We start from the raw sequence: 19,832 nt of genomic DNA on the forward strand, positions 1-19,832 counted from the left end.
TGTATTTTGCTTTAAATTTTATAATATCAGGTCATTTTCTGATATTTTATCCGAGTTGTTCCGGGTAATTTTGCAAATATATTAACAACTAAATTTGATGTATGACAAGGTATTTACTTTTTTTTGCCAGCCAGCCTTCGGGCGGAAGAGAGAGTTGTTTTCCTATCGTATATATAAACGATTCTTAGTTTGAGAATTTGTACTGTAATTTATATAAAGTCAAAGAAATAATTATAAAATAAATTGCACACACAATGAATAATAGAAAAGAAAATGAACAGAGTTGTATAGTAATGAATAAAAAAGAGGGTACATCGTGCATTACGACACACCTCCCTGTATTTCAGAGAAAAATCTACACTACTAATCAAAAAATCTATTGATATATGAACTGTAAAGTAAAACAAGGATGCCTTACCAGCGAAAGCTGTTGCATCCTGTTATGGTTAGCCTTCACATTATTTCCCGTTTCCGTTGTAACGGCGGCAGATAATAGAAAGATCGACGAGAGCCAGCAAAAAGAAGTAAAAGCAGAAATGAAAGGATATGTGGGAGACGAAAACGGAGAGCCTGTTATTGGAGCTACCGTATTGGAAAGTGGAACGCAGAACGGGGTTATAACAGATGTGGACGGTATATTCACTATACAGTTGGCAAAGAACGCATCATTGACCATTTCATATGTTGGGTACCAGAAGAAAACGGTAGTGGTAAAAGATAAGAAGTTCATTTCCGTTAATTTGACTCCGGACAGGAGTATGATGCTGGATGAAGTGGTCGTGGTCGGTTTTGGCAAACAAAAGAAAGAATCCCTCGTGGGAGCTGTGCAGGCAGTGAAGCCGGAAGACCTGAAGATGACATCCAGTAATCTTAGTACTTCATTTGCCGGGAACGTTCCAGGTATCATCGCCGTACAAACACAGGGTGAACCAGGCTCTGATGAGGCGAAATTCTATATACGTGGTATATCAACTTTTGGTTCGAATACCTCACCGCTGATCATACTTGACGGTGTGGAAATCAACGCTACGATGATGAACAATATTCCTCCAGAATCTATCGCGTCGTTTTCTGTGCTGAAAGATGCTACGGCAACGTCCCTATACGGCTCACGGGGGGCTAACGGAGTTATCATCGTTACTACCAAGCAAGGACAGCTTTCCGAGAAAATGTCTGTAGATATCCGCTTTGATAATACTTTCTCCATGCCTACCTATGTGCAGAAAATGGCAGATGGCCCGACTTACATGGATATGTATAATGAAGCCGTTTATAATCAGGCTATTGCCAATAACCAAGAGTATGAGCCTTTCTATAGCCGGGATAAGATAGATAAAACACGTGCCAATGCAAATCCCTACCTGTTCCCAAACAATGACTGGTACAGTATGTTGTTCAAAGACTTCGCCGTTAATCAGAATTTGAATATCTCCATCAAGGGCGGAAGCAAAAATGTGGATTACTTCCTGAATGCTGGAATCTTCTATGAAAATGGTATCATCCGGCAACCCAAGGAAGATAAGCTTGATGTGGGTATGCGCAACAAGAAATACCTGTTTCAGAGTAATGTGACAGCCCGTGTTACCTCTACGACGAAAGTGGGGCTAAATATGAATACGCAGTTGTTCTACCACCATGCCCCCAAAACAAGTACCCGGAATTTGTTCGCCTATTCCATGCATGGGAATCCCGTACGTTTTCCTGCTACACTTCCTGCTGAACCAGGGGATACATACATCCGCTACGGTAGCAATGATCCGTGGGATGTGGGAAAATCAGAGCCGAATCCTTACGCCAAATTGAGTGAAGGTTATACGGAACGAAATTATGTCTATATGACGACCGCTTTCAATCTCGAACAGGACTTGAAGTTTGTCACACCAGGGTTAAAACTCACCGGACTGGCATCTTTCTATAATTACAGTTTTAACTGGCTGGATCATTGGATTGTACCTTTCTACTATAAAGTATCTGATGACTATACGATGGATGATCAGGGAAACTACCTTTATAAGACTTCGACTATCGGTGAGCCGGGAGAACCTTATCTGAAGAGCAATTCCGGGCGTGATCCGACAGAGAGTGTCTGGTCTTTACAGGGAGCGCTGGACTACTCACGCCAGTTTGGTGGACATGATGTGGGAGCTACCCTTGTTTACCACATGAAAGAAACCAAGAAAGTGAAGGACGGCGGAGCTGAAAAAGATCTTCTTCCTTACCGTGAGCAAGGGATGGCCGGACGTCTGACCTACAGTTTTGGTCAGCGTTACCTGCTTGAGGCTACCTTTGGTTATAATGGCTCGGAGAATTTCAGAAGCGGGCATCGTTTCGGATTCTTCCCTGCGATTGCCCTAGGATGGACTATTTCTAATGAAAAGTTTTTCCAACCGTTAAAAAAAACAGTTTCCACTCTGAAAATCCGAGCTACTTATGGATTGACCGGAAATGATGCGCTTGCCACTCGCTTTCCCTATGTAACAGAAGTCAGTATGAATAATAATTTGGATTGGTGGACTGGTAGCGGTACCCGCGTGAATGGGCCGCTTGTAAATATTTATGGTAATGCGAACGCTACATGGGAGAAATCGAAAAAGCTGAATTTAGGTGTCGATATGACCCTTCTTGAATCTATGGATATAACCATTGATTATTTCAAGGAAGACCGTAGTGGAATTTTTATGCAACGTTCGTCCGTCCCTTCAACAATGGGAGTGACAGGTATGCTGCCTTATGCCAACATTGGCTCGGTAAAGAATAAGGGTGTGGATATGAGTGTAGCATACAGCAAAGTAATTGGCAAAGATTGGGTGCTCCGCCTGAACGGTAGTCTGACCTATGCACATAATGAGATTACGGAGATAGACGAACCGGTGAATGTAGAACCCTATTCTTCAAGAATCGGACACCCGATAAACAGTATTATGGGATATGTGTCTGACGGATTGTTTACTTCTCAGGAGGAAATAGACAGATCTCCCAAACAGTCGTTCGGAAATTATACGGTGGGAGATATTAAATATAAAGATCTGAATGGTGATAACGTGGTGAATGGTTATGACAGGACGATTATCGGCAATCCTGAAATTCCGGAGATTATCTATGGTTTTGGAGGAACGTTGAAGTATAAAAAGTGGGATTTGTCTCTGTTTTTCCAGGGAGTGGCCAAAGTCAGTTTAATGATGAGCGATATTCATCCGTTCAGCGAAGCGGGCCATAAAGGATATAACATTGCACAGTATATCGTTGATGACCACTGGTCGGAAAGCAATAATGTAGCCGGTGCCGCCTATCCCCGATTATCACCCGAATTTATCACGAACAATGCGCAAACCAGCACTTATTACCTACGTAACGCAGCTTTCCTGCGCCTGAAGAATGCCGAACTGGGCTATTCCTTCTTCCCGTGGCTGCGTGTGTATGCAGCAGGTACTAATTTGCTGACATTCTCTCCGTTCAGTACCTGGGATCCTGAAATGGGAAGTGGGAATGGTTTGAAATATCCGCTACAGCGCACGGCCAAGATCGGGATTCAGTTTCATTATTAATTAAGAACAGAATAAGTTATGAAAAATATATATACAAAGTTATGCCTGTCGGCAATCGGCTGTTTAATGATGGCATCATGTGATTTTCTTGATGTGGTTCCGCAAGGTACTGCTACCGTGGATGATATCTACCGAACACAATATCAGGCTGAAGGAATGGTACTGTCTTGCTACGCGAATATCCCTAACTATTTCCATCCCCAACAATTTCCTGATTTTACCGGAGGAAACGAAATCATAACGAGCAAAGGAGGAACAACGCGCTGGTTTCATTTCCGCAGTCTGGTTTATGGGGAAGAATCCCCAACAACGACTTATTACTCATTATGGAGCAATACAGCAAAATCTTATCCGCAGGGTGCTGTGAAGAAAGCAGTATGGGAAAGTATCCGCAATTGCTATAATGTGCTTAATAATCTGGATAGGGTATCGGACATTACCCCCGAAAACCTGAGCTGGTGGAAAGGTGAAGCGCTGTTTTTGATCGGGTATTATCATCAGATCATGCTGGAGTACTATGGACCGATAGTTATTATTGACAAGGAAATACCAATGGAAAGTTCTCCGGCCGAGATGATGACCTCCCGTTCTCCTTATGATACATGTGTCGATTTCATTGCCAATAAATATTCGGAAGCAGCTAGATTACTTCCTGGCGTATGGGATTCAAGTAAGAGAAACAGGGCTACCTCTTCTGCTGCCTTGGCTTTCAAGGCTCGGCTGTTGCTTTATGCCGCCTCGCCGTTAGTCAATGGGAATAGTGAGTTTTATTCCGACTTTAAAAACCCCGACGGCACTTTTCTGATTAACCAGACTTATGACCGGGAAAAGTGGAAGAGAGCGATGGATGCTGCCAAAGAGGCCATAGACCTTTGCGAAGAGAACGGTTACAAACTTTATGGAAATTCGACCAATGACTTGGAGCAAGGGAAGAAAAACTATCATGAAGCCTTTGTCGGTGATGGGATCAGTGGTAGCGGATTTAACTGGAATGAAGTCCTGTTTGGCTTTGCTGAACAGGGAACTATTTCCTACTGTATCAAGAATATGGCTCCTCGTGTTGAATTTACAAGTTATTCGACCAAAGGTTTTAGAGGGTCCTTATTCCCGACGTGGGATTGTGTGAGTAGGTATTATACCAAGAACGGTCTACCTTGGGCAGATGACCCCGAGACTAAGAAGCTTGATCCGTATTCCATTGCACCAGGTGATAGTACGGTACGTTTTCACAGGAATCGTGATCCGCGCTTTTATGCCTCTATTGGCTTTGATCGTGGAAATTATGACGTGCAGGGAAAGACAATAGTGCTCAAATGCAGACGTGGTGAAATGCAGCAGAATAATGGCAATGCCAAGGATGAGTATCAAACGGACAACGGTTATTATTGTCAGAAATGGGTGTCTAAATATGATACCTATAATAGGACTACCGATCAAATAACCTACAACCGTTGGTGCTTTCCTTATATGCGTCTGGCCGAACTCTATCTGAGTTATGCAGAAGCGGATTTCGAATATAGCGGCACACTGAGTACTGCCAGTCTGTCCTATTTGAATAAAGTACGTGAACGTTGCGGATTACCTACCTTTGCAGATTCATGGGCAAAAGCCGGTGGTATTCCTTCAGGAGAGAAGTTGCGCGAAATATTACATGATGAACGCTCCATTGAATTGGCTATGGAAGGCAGACGTTTCCATGATATGCGCCGTTGGAAAATTGCCCATACTGAAATGATGCGTTATCAGAAATCCTGGACATTATCCGGAAAAACCGCTGATAGTTTTTATAAACTTACGGACATGAAAGAAACCGGCGTTCGTAATTTTACCGCTCCCAAGAACTATTGGCTTGCTATTCCACAAGATCAGATAGAAGTAAATCCCAATCTAGTGCAGAATCCGGGATACTAGAGAATCAGCTCTTATATAACTAACAATTAGAGGAAAGGACAAAATGAAAAAGGTAATGTGTTTATTGGCAATTATGTTTATGATTGCCAATACTTCGGCACAAACACGGGTGATTGCCCATCGTGGTTTCTGGAAAACCCAAGGATCAGCACAGAATAGCATTACATCTTTGTTGAAAGCGGATTCTATAGGATGTTATGGTTCGGAGTTTGATGTCTGGCTGACAAAAGATAATGGTTTGGTGGTTAGCCATGATGGGATTATTCAAGGGCATAAGGTTGAAGAGTCCACTCTGAAGGAATTAACCGGGTTATGGTTAGCGAATGGAGAATGCGTACCCTCCTTAAAAGAGCTTCTGGAAACAGCTAAGCGGAAAACATCTTTGAAGCTGGTGCTGGAGTTGAAAGCTCATAGTAAACCCGAACGGGAGATAAAAGCTGTTGAAGAGATCGTTTCGATGATAAAGAAGATGGGACTCGAACCCCGGATGATATATATCACCTTTTCGTCTCACGCATTAAAGGAACTGATCCGTCAGGCTCCCACAAGCACTCCTGTATATTATCTGAAAGGGGACTTATCTCCACAACAACTGAAAGAATTGGGTAGTGCCGGACCGGATTATCACTTCTCTGAATTTTACCGTTATACCGATTGGATTGAAAGTTGCCATGCCTTGGGGCTAAAAGTGAATGTATGGACGGTTAATAAAAAAGAGGACATGCAATACTTTTGGGATAAAGTCGACTTTATCACTACAGATGAGCCGTTGGGACTGTTGAAAGATATAATGAAGGTCAAATAGATATATTTTCTGAGATAATGTATAGTCCAACTGATTACCTTTAATAATCTGTTGATTATTTATGTTTTTGGAAAATGAGTTTCAAGTTTTCAAACGACTGTTCATGTTGATACAGTTGAATGCTGATTGAAAACAAAACAATAGCGGAAACAATGAATGTCAATCTTGTATAAGAAGGCAAACGTCCAAATTTATAGTTCAGCTCCATTAATCGAACTGAATAGGGGTATTTATTAAATAATATAAAATTAGCCAACTAATTCATAGCCAAATTATTGCGAATTAGTTGGCCTTTTTGTATCTTTAGGTATTCCGTGCGACAAGAAGTCGTACAAGTAATTGTTCAGCACTGTGCCTGAACCTATTGTTCTGTCAATAGTAGTCTAAAGAGGCGTGCTTTACCAAGTCATGGTTTAGTGCGAAGCCCTCTTGACAATGCAGTCCTTTACAGAAATATCCAATGTATAGGCTGTTAGGCTGACTGATATGAGTAACATATGTGAATCGCTACACCATCGTAATAAAGAAATAGCTTACGGATATTTATAAGCTATAGCCAAAAGGTGGGTAGTCAGGATAGTCTTTTGGGAATGTAAGGCTACACGGACATCATACTGGCGGTGGAGGGGCGGGCTCTAAGTCGGGCGTCAGTTACTTGTACGGAACTTGGTAAACCCGTATTTCTCCTGTCTATGTCAGGCAGGTAAGCCAATTGCAAGAAAAGCCGAATGTGGTGCGGGTAAAGGATTGCGGAGAAAGTGAATGATTCTGTGTAATGCGGAGGATAGAGGTTTAAACATCACCCCATGCGAAATCAGGCAGACTTCCGCAGGGTAATTCTTTGTGAAACGATTGTAGAACTTTAATAAAATGAAGAAACTGCAAATGAGCAAGGCAAAAGCCGAGTGTGCATCTTTAACCGTACGAAACACGACATGAAAAGATATCGATTCTTCCAAATATGAGCGTAAAGTGAGAAAACTGCAGGTCCGAATAGCAAAGGCCCACAAAGAAAAGAGGTACAACAAGGTAAAGGCCTTACGGTACCTACTTGCCACTTCCTACGAAGCCAAGGCATTGGCGATAAGGAAAGTAACTTCCAATAAAGGTAAACGTACGGCAGGGGTTGACCATATGAAGTGGGACACTGATGCCAAGAAAATAGAAGCTATATGTTTATTGAAAAGGAGAGGATATAAGGCCTTCCCGCTGAGGAAGGTCAACATAGCCAAAGCAAATGGCAAGACAAGATCTTTGGGAATACCAACCATGAAGGACAGAGCCGTGCAGGATATATCTTATGGCTTTAGAACTTATAACTGAAAGTGAAGCGGATGCGAACTCATATGGGTTCAGAAAGTTTAGAAGTACTGCGGATGCAATAGACGCACTTCATAGATGGTTGAGTAGAGACTGTTTACCACAATGGATACTGGAAGGTGACATTAAGGGTTGTTTTGATCATATTAATCATGAATGGCTTCTCAACAATGTGTAGATTGACAGGCTGGTATTAAGGAGATGGCTGAAAAGCGGAGTAGTATTTAATTGCAAAGTATCAATAGATACGCTACACTTTTTCTTTTCGTTGGCAAATCTTAATCCGTATCTTCGTTGCATGAAAGAAGATATACGGATGCGCCAAAAATGGCTTGAGCTATACGTCGAAACGGGTTCTGTGACAAAAACTGCCCTTCGGTGCGGGATTACCCGTTCCACGTTATACCGTTGGATAAATTGCGAGAAAGAACAAGGCAAGTCGGAATTGTCCGATAAGTCTAAACGTTCATCAAGACTTGCCAATATGAAGATAACACCTGAAATTGAAACCATTATCCTTAATCTGTGCGTGAGACAAGAAGATGGGGAGCGCAACGGATTGCCAACTATCTGCTTAGGAAGAGAATAAAGCTCTCAGGCATGACGGTGTGGCGTGTGTTGAAAAGCATCAGGTCAAAGCTGTTGTGAAACGTTGCGAGAAATTTATTTCTTCTTCCAGCCGATTTTTTCCATCGGCAACATCCGGATAACCATATACCCCCGCCGTTGTTCATAGCGGCAGGAAAAACATGCCTGACGGCGATACGTGACGCACGGCACTCAAACCCTCTATTCCAACGTGAAACTGACCGCAGAGAGGGATGCCGCCACGGGCGACCTCGTGTGGAAGTCCAAGGACAACACGACACTTGTGGGGGGATTGTCGGATGAGCACTACTACCTCTACTATCCCTACTAAACGGATATGAGCGGAAAGACTGCCACTCCCACAGGCTCAGCCTTGACCGACACGGAATTCTTCGCCCCGTTGGTTTCCGCTTGGCAGCCTCAGGACGACCAAAGTACTCATGCGGCATATACCGCCTCCGACTTGATGACTGCCGAAGGCTCCGCAACGACAGGGGAAGACAACACCCTCCACCTCTCTTTCACCATGAACCATCGTATGGCATTGGCCGTCATCGAGATGCCGAATACCGTTAAATACAAGTTTACCGACGAGAGGATTCCTGATTACGCCGTGTTACCCGCCACTACATTCTCTGGCATTGCCCAGCCGCTGCGCGTGAACGATGGTACATACCGCTACTTGGTGAATCACGCGACTCCCGCACCGACTATCGAAGGACATTATGACGAGGGAAGCAAGGAGTTCACCATAACCCCGTCCGGCCTTTCTACCGGCAGTTACAAGAGATACAAGGTGGACGGCGCGGTGACAACTGTAAAGGACTACACGATGCAACGGGGAGATTACCTGCTCGCCGACGGCAACCTGCTGCCTAAGGGTACTACCCTGACCGAGGAGCAGAAGGCAAGCGTGGCGGCCATCGTCTTCTGGACACCGGCAGAGACCAATCCTGAAGGACGGATCACGCCGGCGTCTCTGGATTTCGACAAGATTATGGTGAAAGAACATCCCAATTGCACCCATGGCCTTGCCGTGTCGATTAAAGATGCTCCGGGCAACGTCTCGTGGCAAAACGTTAACGACTGGGTGGCGGATTTTCAAAGAGGAACAGATTTCAATCCTGTCGATAAGGATGAGTACGTAAACATTGCCACTGGTTTCGATGCGACCGGCAACATAAACAGGATACTCGGTTACCAGAACACGAAAGTGCTGTGGGCGTATAACGGATATTGCAAGACAAACGGCAAAACCGATGCCTTGGTCAATCCTGCTGAGGTCCTGAAAACATTTATCGCAAATAATCCAGCCCCGGCAAACAGCACCGGATGGTTCTTGCCGTCGGTAAAGGAACTGCACATGCTATGTTATAAGGATGTCGATAATATTGCGTACACACGGGACAACACAGAGACGAGGGATATAGTCGAAGTCTCCATCTCCGCCGTTGGCGGTGACGCATTGTCACCGCGCAATAACCATAAACGTTTCTGGTCTTCTTCGGAGAGCCCCAGTAATAAGAATGGCGCTTTTAGCGTGTATTTCTACAATGCCTTCGCACAGCTCAGCGAAAAGGACGGCGCACTCAATGTGCGTGCCGTGTGCGCTTTCTAACCACATAAAACAAAGAAAAATAACGATGTGAAAGGAACAGGATATTCCGGACGATGGATGCGCATCAGCGGCTGGTAGCCGATGTTGATGCTCGCGGGCGGGCTACTCGTCTCTTGCGGCAAGATGGAAACGGGAGAATCTACTACACGTTTACCCGATGGCAAGTACCCATTGCGACTGACAGCGGAGGTGGCGCAACCGCACCCCCGTGCCGGCGGCAAGGAGATAGGAGTGATGCTGGATGGCATGCTCAGCCTCCAAAGGTACGTAATGGACGCCTCGGGCAATACTGTCCCAAAGGATGCTGAAAACACCATTTACCGGAAGAGCACTACCGAGACATGTGTCACGGCACGGACTCCGAATGCCGATATCGACCAAAGTGGCGGGTATGCCGGCTTCGGCCTTCTATACGTCACCGTAGTGGGAGGTTATGACCAAGCCGTCAGCCTCCGTTTCAACCACCGCATGGCAAAAGTAGAGTTCACGCTCATGGCGGGCGAAGGTGTCACGGAGGAAAAACGAATGAAATAGACGTGGTGCAGACGGTGCCGGGCAACACCTGGATTGATGGCGGCGAGGAGAATGTGGCGGTAGCCAAAACAATACACTACACTGCCGATGAAGTGAAGGCTGGGGACTACATCTATTCGGGCAGGAGCACTTCGGACGGCGGACTGCGCAAACGCTATCCCAATGGGAAAGCTCAGGTCATCGCAGACCCGAAGCCGCAATCCGTAGCGGGCAAGACGGTCGCCGGTGTCGTCTTCTGTATACCGAAAGACACTGACCCCACAGGCAGACTAACCCCAGCCCGACTTACTGATGATAAGATTATGATGAAAGATTTTCCGAATGCCGAAATTTGGAATTATATAGTCAACCCATCCCTCGTCGCTGCCGGCGGTCCGACGCCAATTTATACCACCTCTTACTGGTCGTCTACGGAGGCATATTATAGCCCTAACAATGCATATGCCATACACTTTCCAGATGCCACTCTGGAAAGTAATGATAAGTACTTATAAAGTTAGGTTTCTGGCCGTGTGCGCTTTTTAATCACATTAAAGAAAGAAACTGTAGCAAAGCATTCTACATTCGATTCCGGCGGCGGTGCTCCTATCGCTTGCCGCCTGTACGCAAGAAGAGCTCCCGGGCAACCAAGACAAGGCGCAGCAACTTACTTTCTCCGTTACCGATGGTGGATATACGTCGGCTGTTCGCAAAACCACCCGTACTGTGGAGAATGGCTGCCAAACCAAGTTTTCCGAAGGCGGGGCCTGCGGCCTATACGTGGTGCGGGGCACTCAAACAGTCTATTCCAACGTGAAACTGACAGCCGAGAGGGATGCCGACACGGGCGGTCTCGTATGGAAAACTGAAAGTCCGACACCGCTCACAGGCGGGCTGTTGGACGAACACTATTATTTCTACTATCCCTATCAGGCACGAGCCTCAATACTGGGGCAGGGCGGCTGTTCGCCTTCATCATTACGGTGAACGAGTTAACCGTGCCCGGCTTGTCGGTGCGGAGCGAAACATACACCATCTCCGACAATAAGACCTGCCATATCCTGGAGTCTGTCTGCCCGTGATGTTATCCTCTCATCGAATTCCTGTACTCACTCGGGCTCATTCCATAGTACTTCCTGAACACCTCCCTGAAATATCTGACATCGGAGAACCCCGAGTCATCCGAGATTTCCGTTATCGAACAGTCTTTTTCCCTGAGCAGTTGTGCCGCATATTGCAGCCGCATGGAGCGGATATAGTCAGCCGGGGCATGGCCGGTGAGCGCCTTCAACTTGTTGAAAAATCCGGTGCGGCTCATGTTCTGCATGCCACAGAGCATGTCCACACAGAAACCGGGGTTGTCGATATTCTTCATGACGCATTCCCTTACGGAGGCCATGAATTTCCAGTCCCGGGTATTGTGGCAGTCCGGCGGAACCTGTCCGACTCCGTCCTCAAGACCGGCGTATGCCCGTTTGAGCAGTGCCCGGTTTGCCAGTATGTTCCTGATATTCGCCCTGAGCACGTTTATGCTAAACGGTTTGGTGATATAGGCGTCAGCTCCGTTTTCCAGCCCCTCCAGCATGTCCTTCTCATCTCCCAAGGCGGTCAGCAGCATGACCGGGATATGGGATGTCTCAATATCGGATTTGACGGACGCGCAAAGTTCGTCCCCTCCCATTTCAGGCATCATAACGTCCGAAAGTATCAGGTCCGGATTGTATTCTCTCGCCACAAGCAGCGCGTCCCGTCCGTTGGAACAGGTTTGGACCAGGTATTCCTCTTTCAGCAGCCCCTCAAGGTAGGTCCGCAAATCGTCATTGTCCTCCACAATAAGAATACGCTGCCGGTCCCCGCCGGTCATTGTTGGAAGGATCTCACGCATGGGGCCGCAATCCGGTCCCATGCGGGTTTCCCCGGTATCCTGTTTCCTGGGCGAAGCAACGGGGCATGCCTTGTCAAGGCGTCTGCTCCTCAGGGGAAAAATAACACATACCATGGTCCCCTTCCCCTCGGTACTGGTAACGCGGACCCTGCCTCCGTGCAGCCTTACCAGCCTATGTACCATCATCAGTCCGACACCGTTTCCCGCCACTTGCAGATTGACGGCATTACTGCCCCTGAAATGGTTCCTGAACAGTTTCTTCCGTTCCTCAGGTGGAATGCCAATCCCCGTGTCTTCCACTTCCACACCCCATACATGCCGGTCCGCGAAGGCACGGATCTGGATACTCCCGCCCCGTGGAGTGTACTTCAGTGCGTTGGACAGTATATTCTTCAATATAGAGTCCATTTTGTCCTTGTCAAACCGGACATTCAGGTAAGGGAAGCCGCTCTCACGGGTGATATCGATGTCCCTGATGGAGGCATATGTGCGGAATGCCTCACAGGTCGTCTCCAGATAACTGTTGAGCTCATATTCCGAGACATGAAGTCTCAAGGTGTAGTTGTCCGTACTCTCGAAATCTATCAGGCTGGTGACCAATCCCAGAAGTCCGTCCACGCTTTTCAGGGCCATCCGTACATTGTCCATCCCCTCCGCCTTCACCATGTCTTTCTCCACCACCTCTTCCAGCGGAGCCTTGATCAGCGTAAGCGGAGTACGGACATCATGGGCAGTATGTATGAAGAAGCACGTCTTTTCGTCTGATATCCTTTTCTGCCTGCGCAACATGGCAACGCGAAAAGACACCACCCCAGCCAACACACACAATGACGCATATCCGGCAATGGCCCATGTACCCGCCCACAGCGGCCGGGCGACACTCAGACCGAGGCTTCTTTCCTCATACACCTTGTATTTCTCCTCATTGGAGACGGCACGGATACGCAGGGTGTAGTTGCCTGGGGGCAGGCTCGTGAACTGTATCCGCCCGCTCTGGACCGGATGGCTCCAGCCCTCGTAGAGCCCCTCCAATTTCCATGAATATAGGATGTTCGAGGGATAGTCGTAGTTGATGGAGACAGCTTCCAGGGAGAAGGTATTCTGGTCATATGCAAGTTCCAGCCTGACGGTATTGTCAATATCCTCCCTCAAGGGGGATCCCTTGTCCCCGGGATAGACGGGGCGGTAGGAGATCATGAAATCCCGCAGGAGCATCCGAGAAAAATGCGGGGCGGGTATCCTCATGTCGGAGGGGAACATGACGGCTCCGGTGTTACTCCCGAACACGAAGCTTTCCCCGTGCCGGAAAGTGGATACCCCGGCATTGAGGCATACGCTTGCCAGCCCTTGTTCTGCCGTCCAGTTTCTGAAAGTGCCGCTCTCACGCCGGAACAGGGCCACGCTGTTTTCGGTCCCCAGTAGCAGGGTGCCGTCCGCACGGGGGACAATGGTATGGATGTTATTGGATATCAGGGCGCAGTTCTCGGTCTGGTATTGGCGGACGAACCTGTCCTCCACGCTGTCATAGACGAGAAGTCCCGCCCCGCCGGTGCCGATATACAGGAGCCCGTCCGGTGCCTGGTACAGTGCATAGACATGAACCGCCTCGACTGGAAAGGCGATATGTCTGCAGGTCCCCCCGTGCCCGTCAAGCAGGTACAACCCCATGCCGGTACCGATCCACATCCATTCCGGAGCCTTCTCCAGTATGGCGGTGATGGGGCCCGGGACCGGGTACAGGCGTACTGTGCCGTCATGGGGATCGAAACGTTTGAGATTGTGGCAGCCCCCTGTCCATATACATCCTCCGGAATCTTTTCCGATGTCATTGATATACTGGTCTGGACGCCCCTCTGCTGCAAAGGAGGGGGGAAAGTATTCCACCCTCCCGGTTTTCTTTTCGATCCTGTACAGGCCCGAAGCGTACCCGCCGGCGCAGATGACACCCGGCGAGACCTCGCAGAGCGTCAGGAAGATATGGTTCCCGCCATCCTGTATCCCATCGGACCGGCTGAGAAAGGAGCGCCACCGTCCTACCGCAGGCTGCAGCAGGCTGATCCCGTTGCTGGTGGCGAACCACAAGTCGCCTTCGCTGTCTTCGATGACATCATGCACCTGATCGTTAACCAGCGACCGGCTGTTGCCCGGTGAGTGCCGGAACCATTCATAGCTCTGGTAGCGGTTATTCCGGATTGTGACTCCGGCGGGGTAGTTGGCAAGCCAGATACGGTCCCCGCCATCCACATAAATGTCATTGATATTGTCTCCGTTCATGCCGTTGTGGCTGGCGTAGTCGGCGGTTATATAGGGTTTGGGCACTAGCGAGTCCATATCCATCCTGTATACCCCCCTTCCGCCCGTGGCTATCAGCAGCTCCCGGTCATTGAGAGGGGTGATCCGGTTGACGGCCACATTCCGCAGCGTACTGCCTGCGGACACTCCGTATACAAGTATGCCCTTCCTGAAGGTTCCCACGAACAGTTTCTTCGAACCGGGGTGGTAGTAGAGTTCGCTGACCGGCGTCCGGATGCTGTCCGTGTCCGCAAGCGCCTCAAGGACACCGTCCCTTTCCCGTACCGGAAAAAGTCCGTTCACGGTACCGATGAAAAGGTTTGTACCGTCCGTCTCGCTGATAGCGGTTATATCACCTCTTAAACGGGAGACCAGCCGCTGCGCAATGCCTGTGCGGGTGTCATAGCGGATGATATGGTCACCCTGACAGAGCCATATGCGGTCCCCACGGTCCATATAGGCGTAACAGAGCATGCCCGTGGCGAAGTCATCCTGAAGACCGGGTATCCTGTATACCATCCGGAAACGGTCATGGAGGGTGTCGTAATGGAAAATACGGCCTTTCCTTCCCACAACCCACAGCGTGTTCTCCGTGTCGGTGTAGAGCCAGTTCAGATTGACTTGCGGGGCCACCTTCAGATTGCCGTCAAGAACAGTGTAATGCCTGATCCGCTTGCCGTCATAACGGTCCATCCCCTCCTGGGTGAGGAACCACATGTATCCCCTCCCGTCTTTTTGGATACGGTAAATCCTCCGGTTACTCAATCCGTCCTCTATTCCCAAGTATTTATATATCTGGGCTCCGCACATGGAGGAAATTCCCAGCATGAGGAATGCGGACAGTATTCTTCCCATATTCCGAACACGTGTCATTCTGATGTAAATTAGACAACAACTGTTGCAAATATATAAAAATATAAATTAATATACAAATTTAAACATAACCTCGGATGTCGGCATCAGGCGGTATGTCCTCAATGTCATGTACCCCGGAAAATAGCTGCATACGGGACCGGCCCATGATATGAACATATTCCGAGAGGCGGTTGTTCAATTGACCCGACGGAATTATGGCTTGCCGGGCTCGGGACTGTCCGCAAGGGTACGTTGGTCCGGTGTGCGGAATACCATCCATACCTCCGGTCCGAATTTATATCCGCGGGTGGTACAGGTGCCGGTCGAGGTTTGGCAGCCCCCAATAAAGCGGGCCGAATTGTTTGTAAGCACTCTTACCCTCATGCCCGATTTATAGATAATCTTCCAACAGTAAGAAGTTATAATTCGCATTTAAGAACAATGGCGGGCATTTCTTGTTAATATTATAATCATATAAAAGAGGCGCATCCGTTAGTGCCAGATTTGTTCACCACTTTCATCGTTGCGTATCGTATTGCGAGTTGTCCGTATCAGATGTTTATCCCCTCTTTCTTAAGACTTCCTGAGAACTGCCTGGGAAAGGACGGCTTTCCGCATTGCGACTTCATCCACAGCCCTTGGCGGTATAGCCATGCCTTTCACGGGGACTACGGTTGATTCATGCGACACAGCAGATTCCGGTGCTATAACAGGGTTGCCTACATACTTGTGCCTCTTTTCAGCTTGCTGTCCAGATCCGAGTTGCGCACTTTACCCGCAGGTTGGACGGTTGTACATAACAATATTGATCTTTTTGGGGGCTAAAAGTCGAATATCCCCTTAAAGTAAGCGCCTGAGTAAGTACATCTTCTACAGTTCATTTTCCCTCCTTACTTTTGCTGCAAAAAAAATAATATCCTATGATGCAGCGACGTAAACACATGATGAGCAGAGAAAAATTTATCTCCGTTCTTTTCCGTCAGCAGCAGAGTGGTTTGTCCATTGCTGATTTTTGTGAGAATGAAGGTTATAGCCGTAGTAGATTCTATCTTTGGAAACAAAAATACGGTATAACGGAGCGGGAGTTATTGGCAGAAGCCTCCCGCTTAGGGGTTAAAGACAGCTTTGTCCCCATAGTAATCAATGGCGACACGCCATCCCCCGGTATATCTCACGAGGCTCCCCTGCCATCTCCCCAGCCTAGCGTCCCCTTTCCCTTGAAAGGAAAGGACAGCTCTGAAATATCCTTGGAATTACCCAACGGATTGAAGTTGAAGTTTAAAGGGTCTTCCGGCTGTGAAGCTGCCCTGAATCTGATCTCTAAAATATATAATGCCAATGTTCTGCCTAAATGACAGCATGAGATATTTCCTGTGCCCCGGTTATACGGACATGAGGAAAGGTATGTTCACTCTTTGCGGCCTTGTGCATGAGAGGATGGGAGGCGACATCAGAAGTGGGGAGGTATTCATTTTCTACAACCGTTTCCGGACCAAGATAAAATTGCTCCATGCCGAACCGGGCGGTCTGGTCCTTTATGAGAAACTGCTTGAAGAAGGCACCTTCAAGATACCCGCCTATAATCCTGCCACCCGTTCTTACCCCATGACCTGGAGTGACCTGGTCGTTATGGTGGAAGGCATCAATGAAGATGTCAGCAAAGGCAGGCAAAGACGGCTTTCCAATTTGAAAAAGCATTGGTAAAACAGTTGTAAACAAACAGCTTGAAGGCTTGTTTTTCTTGTTGTTTTTGACTATCTTTATATCATCAAAAAAAAGATATTGAATGGCAAAAGAAGATGCAACCGGACAAGCTGTGGAACCCTCAATGGAGCAGCTGCTGGATATCAACCGTAAACAGAGTGAGATCATCTCAGCCCAGGCAAGGACCATAGAAGAACTCCGGGGTACGATAGTTGAGTTGAACGCCTCCCTGGCATGGCTGAAGAGGAAGGTGTTCGGAAAGATGAGTGAGAAATGCAAGCCTGTCGATAACGGAGACCCGAAGCTCCCTTTTGACTATGGCGACCTGGAACAGATAGAGGCGGAAATCGAAGATGCCCGGAGCAGGGCGGCTGAACAGATTACCGTCCCCAAGTCCCGGGCCGCCAATAAAACGCCGCGCCGTAACCGGGTCGTCATGGATAACCTTCCGGTTGTAACAGTCGTCATCGAACCGGAGAATGTCGATTTAAGCAGATACGTCAAGATAGGCGAGGAACATACCAGGACCCTTGAGATGAAACCCGGCTACCTCTATGTGAAAGACACGGTACGTCCCACATACGCCCTGAAAAATGAAATGGAGGCCGTTGATAACGGAGAAAAGGCTGTAATAACCGCTCCCATGCCACTGATGCCCATATATAAAGGTATGCCAGGGGCTTCCATGCTCGCTGAGGTCCTTTTACAGAAATACGAATATCATGTCCCGTTCTACCGACAAGTGAAACAGCTGGAACATCTGGGTGTGAAACTGTCCAAAAACACATTGGACGGCTGGTTCAGACCGGTCTGCGAGCTTCTCAGGCCACTTTATCTGGAACTCAGGAAGAAAGTACTGGCCGCAGATTACTTCCAGGTTGACGAGACCACGCTTCCGGTTATAAACCACGACAGGCATAAAGCCGTAAAAGAATACATCTGGATAGTCCGAGCGGCTGTGCCGCGTCTGCCTTCTTCCATTACGACAACGGATCGCGTTCACAAAAAGTTGCGGTCAGGCTTTTGAAAAACTTCAAAGGATATCTCCAAAGTGACGGCCATCCCATTTATGACGCCTTTGAGGATGGGGAGGACGTATGTCTGTGTGGGTGTCTCGCGCATATCCGCAGACATATAGAGCTGTGCAAGGAAGAAAATCTGGAATATGCCATGCAGGGACTCAAATTTATCCAGGATATGTATAATGTGGAATACATGGCGGATAAACAGGAACTCCCGTATGAAGGACGTGCTGAATTACGCCAACGTCTATCCAAACCGATGCTTGACAGCTTTGAACTCTGGCTTAAAAACACATACCCTAAAGTTCTAAAACGAAGTCTTATGGGAAAAGCCATAGCCTATGCCTACTCCCTGCTGCCAAGAATGAAACCGTATCTCCATGACGGAAGAATTTTCATTGACAACAATCGCTGTGAGAATGCCCTGAGGCCACTGGTCATATCAAGAAAGAACATGCTGTTCTGCGGAAACCACGAAGCGGCTGAGAATACGGCTATAATCTGTTCCTTGCTTGGCTCATGTAAGGAACGTGGTGTCAACCCCAGAGAGTGGCTGAATGATGTGATCAGTAAACTCCCCTATTATCTGGCTCCCAAATCAGACAGAGACCTGAAGGAACTGCTACCGGATGTATGGAGAAAATAATCAGGACAGTTCCGGGAAAATGCAGGAAAAAACGGGAAAAAGCGAGACTGACACTCAATGACAACCCTGAGATAAGTTGGTATATGGAAATTGAGATGCACTTACAATGGAGTGCATCCCACTGAAAAATTGAATGCACAAGATGTAGTTGAGCAGTCGCTTACCCCTTAAAAACAAGGAGCTGACGCATGTGTACAGCCCCTTATTTTTTGTATAGCCCGGCCTCCTCTGGCATATTGCCGTTGCTTCCATCTGTAACAAGCAAAATCAGAATCTATATGCGGAACTTTTTGTTCCCGTAGCTGAGAAAGTCCTTCGTGGCATATTTCACACTGAATGGTCCGTAGTCACCGAGAGCCGAATGCGCAATTTGCTTGTCCGGTTCTGTCACATGCTCGACAGGTTCTCCCGTAGTATCAGTATCCTTGTATGACATAGGCTGCATGCTGGCGATGGCTGACCCGGTAGCCACCGCACGCAATTTCCTGAACGCATTGGAGAGGATTCCGTCCATCATTGACCAGTACAAGGCGAAGAACGAGGTGCAGGAAAAGGAGGTCTCACAGTTGTAGGAGATAGCCGGGAAGGTATGGAAGAAGGAGGACGAACTGAAACAGTTGAAGTCCGAACTTGCAGCACTCGACCGAAAGATACAGTTGGAGCTTGAGCCGCCTACGCCCGAAGTCGCCGAAAAGGAGAATGACGGACAGGAGGTCAAACCGGATGCGGAAGGTGTACGAAACGTATCTCCACAACACACCGAAGATGTGCCGCAGATACGCAGCTCGGTGAATGAACGCAGTCCGTCTGGCAATTTTATTGCCGACCACATCATCATCGGGCGGCCGGGATTCAACGTCCGTGACGAGTGCAAACCGAAAGGTATAAAAATGTGAACGAGTGTGCGGATATATATGGCAGGATTGGGAACATACCATTCCTTTTCCTGCTTTTTCCATCAATATGACATAATGGCAAGGATACCATACAACAAGCCCTCGATTATATCAAAATAGGGTGTTGAAAGTAAATCGTCATGGCAAATCCGCCATATATTCAGTATTTTCGCTAATTCTGGAAAACTTTTGTTTGTGCCTTATACAAAGGACTTTGGGAGAATTACCCAAT

General features: G+C 47.7%; 17 protein-coding genes and 1 pseudogene. 15 read left to right on the forward strand and 3 right to left on the reverse strand.

Annotated elements, in window-relative coordinates; all coding sequences use genetic code 11:
- Positions 1–386: 386 nt before the first annotated feature.
- The 10 genes from DWX62_RS10385 to DWX62_RS10435 all read left to right on the forward strand — a co-directional run bounded on the left by DWX62_RS10385 (position 387) and on the right by DWX62_RS10435 (position 11,287).
- The gene (locus tag DWX62_RS10385) at positions 387–3,545 is read left to right on the forward strand and encodes a TonB-dependent receptor (protein WP_004318652.1); all 3,159 of its coding nucleotides are present in this window, start codon (positions 387–389) and stop codon (positions 3,543–3,545) included.
- Positions 3,546–3,563: 18 nt separating this feature from the next.
- Positions 3,564–5,456 carry a RagB/SusD family nutrient uptake outer membrane protein gene (locus DWX62_RS10390; RefSeq protein ID WP_004318653.1) on the forward strand — a complete coding sequence of 631 codons (1,893 nt, stop codon included), beginning with the start codon at positions 3,564–3,566 and terminating at the stop codon, positions 5,454–5,456.
- A gap of 43 nt (positions 5,457–5,499) precedes the next feature.
- Positions 5,500–6,261, forward strand: a complete 762-nt coding sequence (locus tag DWX62_RS10395) for a glycerophosphodiester phosphodiesterase family protein (protein WP_004308129.1) — start codon at positions 5,500–5,502, stop codon at positions 6,259–6,261.
- A 972-nt stretch (positions 6,262–7,233) separates the two neighbouring features.
- Positions 7,234–7,584, forward strand: a complete 351-nt coding sequence (locus DWX62_RS10405) for a reverse transcriptase N-terminal domain-containing protein (RefSeq protein ID WP_004308130.1) — start codon at positions 7,234–7,236, stop codon at positions 7,582–7,584.
- Positions 7,562–7,759: a reverse transcriptase domain-containing protein gene (locus DWX62_RS10410; RefSeq protein ID WP_008775183.1), complete on the forward strand. Its 198-nt coding sequence runs from the start codon at positions 7,562–7,564 to the stop codon at positions 7,757–7,759. The genes DWX62_RS10405 and DWX62_RS10410 overlap by 23 nt, the downstream gene beginning before the upstream one ends.
- Before the next feature lie 120 nt (positions 7,760–7,879).
- Positions 7,880–8,170, forward strand: a complete 291-nt coding sequence (locus DWX62_RS10415; RefSeq protein ID WP_008771115.1) for a helix-turn-helix domain-containing protein — start codon at positions 7,880–7,882, stop codon at positions 8,168–8,170.
- Between the two features lie 336 nt (positions 8,171–8,506).
- On the forward strand, positions 8,507–9,787 hold the full coding sequence (locus tag DWX62_RS10420) for a fimbrillin family protein (RefSeq protein WP_120172813.1): 1,281 nt from the start codon (positions 8,507–8,509) through the stop codon (positions 9,785–9,787).
- An 81-nt stretch (positions 9,788–9,868) separates the two neighbouring features.
- On the forward strand, positions 9,869–10,321 hold the full coding sequence (locus DWX62_RS10425) for a hypothetical protein (RefSeq protein ID WP_004312652.1): 453 nt from the start codon (positions 9,869–9,871) through the stop codon (positions 10,319–10,321).
- Positions 10,322–10,323: 2 nt separating this feature from the next.
- The gene (locus DWX62_RS10430; protein WP_004318655.1) at positions 10,324–10,815 is read left to right on the forward strand and encodes a hypothetical protein; all 492 of its coding nucleotides are present in this window, start codon (positions 10,324–10,326) and stop codon (positions 10,813–10,815) included.
- An 85-nt stretch (positions 10,816–10,900) separates the two neighbouring features.
- The gene (locus DWX62_RS10435) at positions 10,901–11,287 is read left to right on the forward strand and encodes a fimbrillin family protein (RefSeq protein ID WP_004312651.1); all 387 of its coding nucleotides are present in this window, start codon (positions 10,901–10,903) and stop codon (positions 11,285–11,287) included.
- A gap of 97 nt (positions 11,288–11,384) precedes the next feature.
- Here the strand turns inward: DWX62_RS10435 and DWX62_RS10440 are convergent, their stop codons facing one another.
- Together DWX62_RS10440 and DWX62_RS21950 are read right to left on the reverse strand one after the other, a co-directional pair.
- Positions 11,385–15,350, reverse strand: coding sequence for a hybrid sensor histidine kinase/response regulator transcription factor (locus tag DWX62_RS10440; RefSeq protein ID WP_120172814.1), 3,966 nt, complete (start codon positions 15,348–15,350; stop codon positions 11,385–11,387).
- Between the two features lie 195 nt (positions 15,351–15,545).
- Positions 15,546–15,716: a hypothetical protein gene (locus DWX62_RS21950; RefSeq protein WP_008643590.1), complete on the reverse strand. Its 171-nt coding sequence runs from the start codon at positions 15,714–15,716 to the stop codon at positions 15,546–15,548.
- Positions 15,717–16,252: 536 nt separating this feature from the next.
- Between DWX62_RS21950 and DWX62_RS10445 the strand changes: the two genes are divergently transcribed.
- The 4 genes from DWX62_RS10445 to DWX62_RS22485 all read left to right on the forward strand — a co-directional run bounded on the left by DWX62_RS10445 (position 16,253) and on the right by DWX62_RS22485 (position 18,704).
- Complete coding sequence (locus DWX62_RS10445) at positions 16,253–16,687, forward strand: hypothetical protein (protein ID WP_004308135.1); 435 nt, start codon at positions 16,253–16,255, stop codon at positions 16,685–16,687.
- A 4-nt stretch (positions 16,688–16,691) separates the two neighbouring features.
- Positions 16,692–17,036, forward strand: coding sequence for an IS66 family insertion sequence element accessory protein TnpB (tnpB, locus tag DWX62_RS10450; RefSeq protein ID WP_074759520.1), 345 nt, complete (start codon positions 16,692–16,694; stop codon positions 17,034–17,036).
- 112 nt (positions 17,037–17,148) lie between these two features.
- The gene (locus DWX62_RS22480) at positions 17,149–18,063 is read left to right on the forward strand and encodes a transposase (protein WP_279387157.1); all 915 of its coding nucleotides are present in this window, start codon (positions 17,149–17,151) and stop codon (positions 18,061–18,063) included.
- Positions 18,060–18,704 (forward strand): IS66 family transposase, encoded by a 645-nt coding sequence (locus tag DWX62_RS22485; protein WP_004308138.1) that lies wholly within the window; start codon positions 18,060–18,062, stop codon positions 18,702–18,704. Before DWX62_RS22480 ends, DWX62_RS22485 begins: the two co-directional genes overlap by 4 nt.
- Before the next feature lie 274 nt (positions 18,705–18,978).
- Here DWX62_RS22485 and DWX62_RS21805 read toward each other — a convergent pair whose 3' ends face one another.
- Complete coding sequence (locus DWX62_RS21805) at positions 18,979–19,149, reverse strand: hypothetical protein (RefSeq protein WP_004308139.1); 171 nt, start codon at positions 19,147–19,149, stop codon at positions 18,979–18,981.
- A 1-nt stretch (position 19,150) separates the two neighbouring features.
- Between DWX62_RS21805 and DWX62_RS22260 the strand changes: the two are divergent.
- Positions 19,151–19,600: pseudogene (locus DWX62_RS22260) on the forward strand (DNA methylase); the annotation flags it as partial.
- Positions 19,601–19,832 lie beyond the last annotated feature (232 nt).

This window comes from Bacteroides sp. AF20-13LB, from assembly GCF_003603065.1.
GTDB lineage: Bacteria > Bacteroidota > Bacteroidia > Bacteroidales > Bacteroidaceae > Bacteroides > Bacteroides uniformis.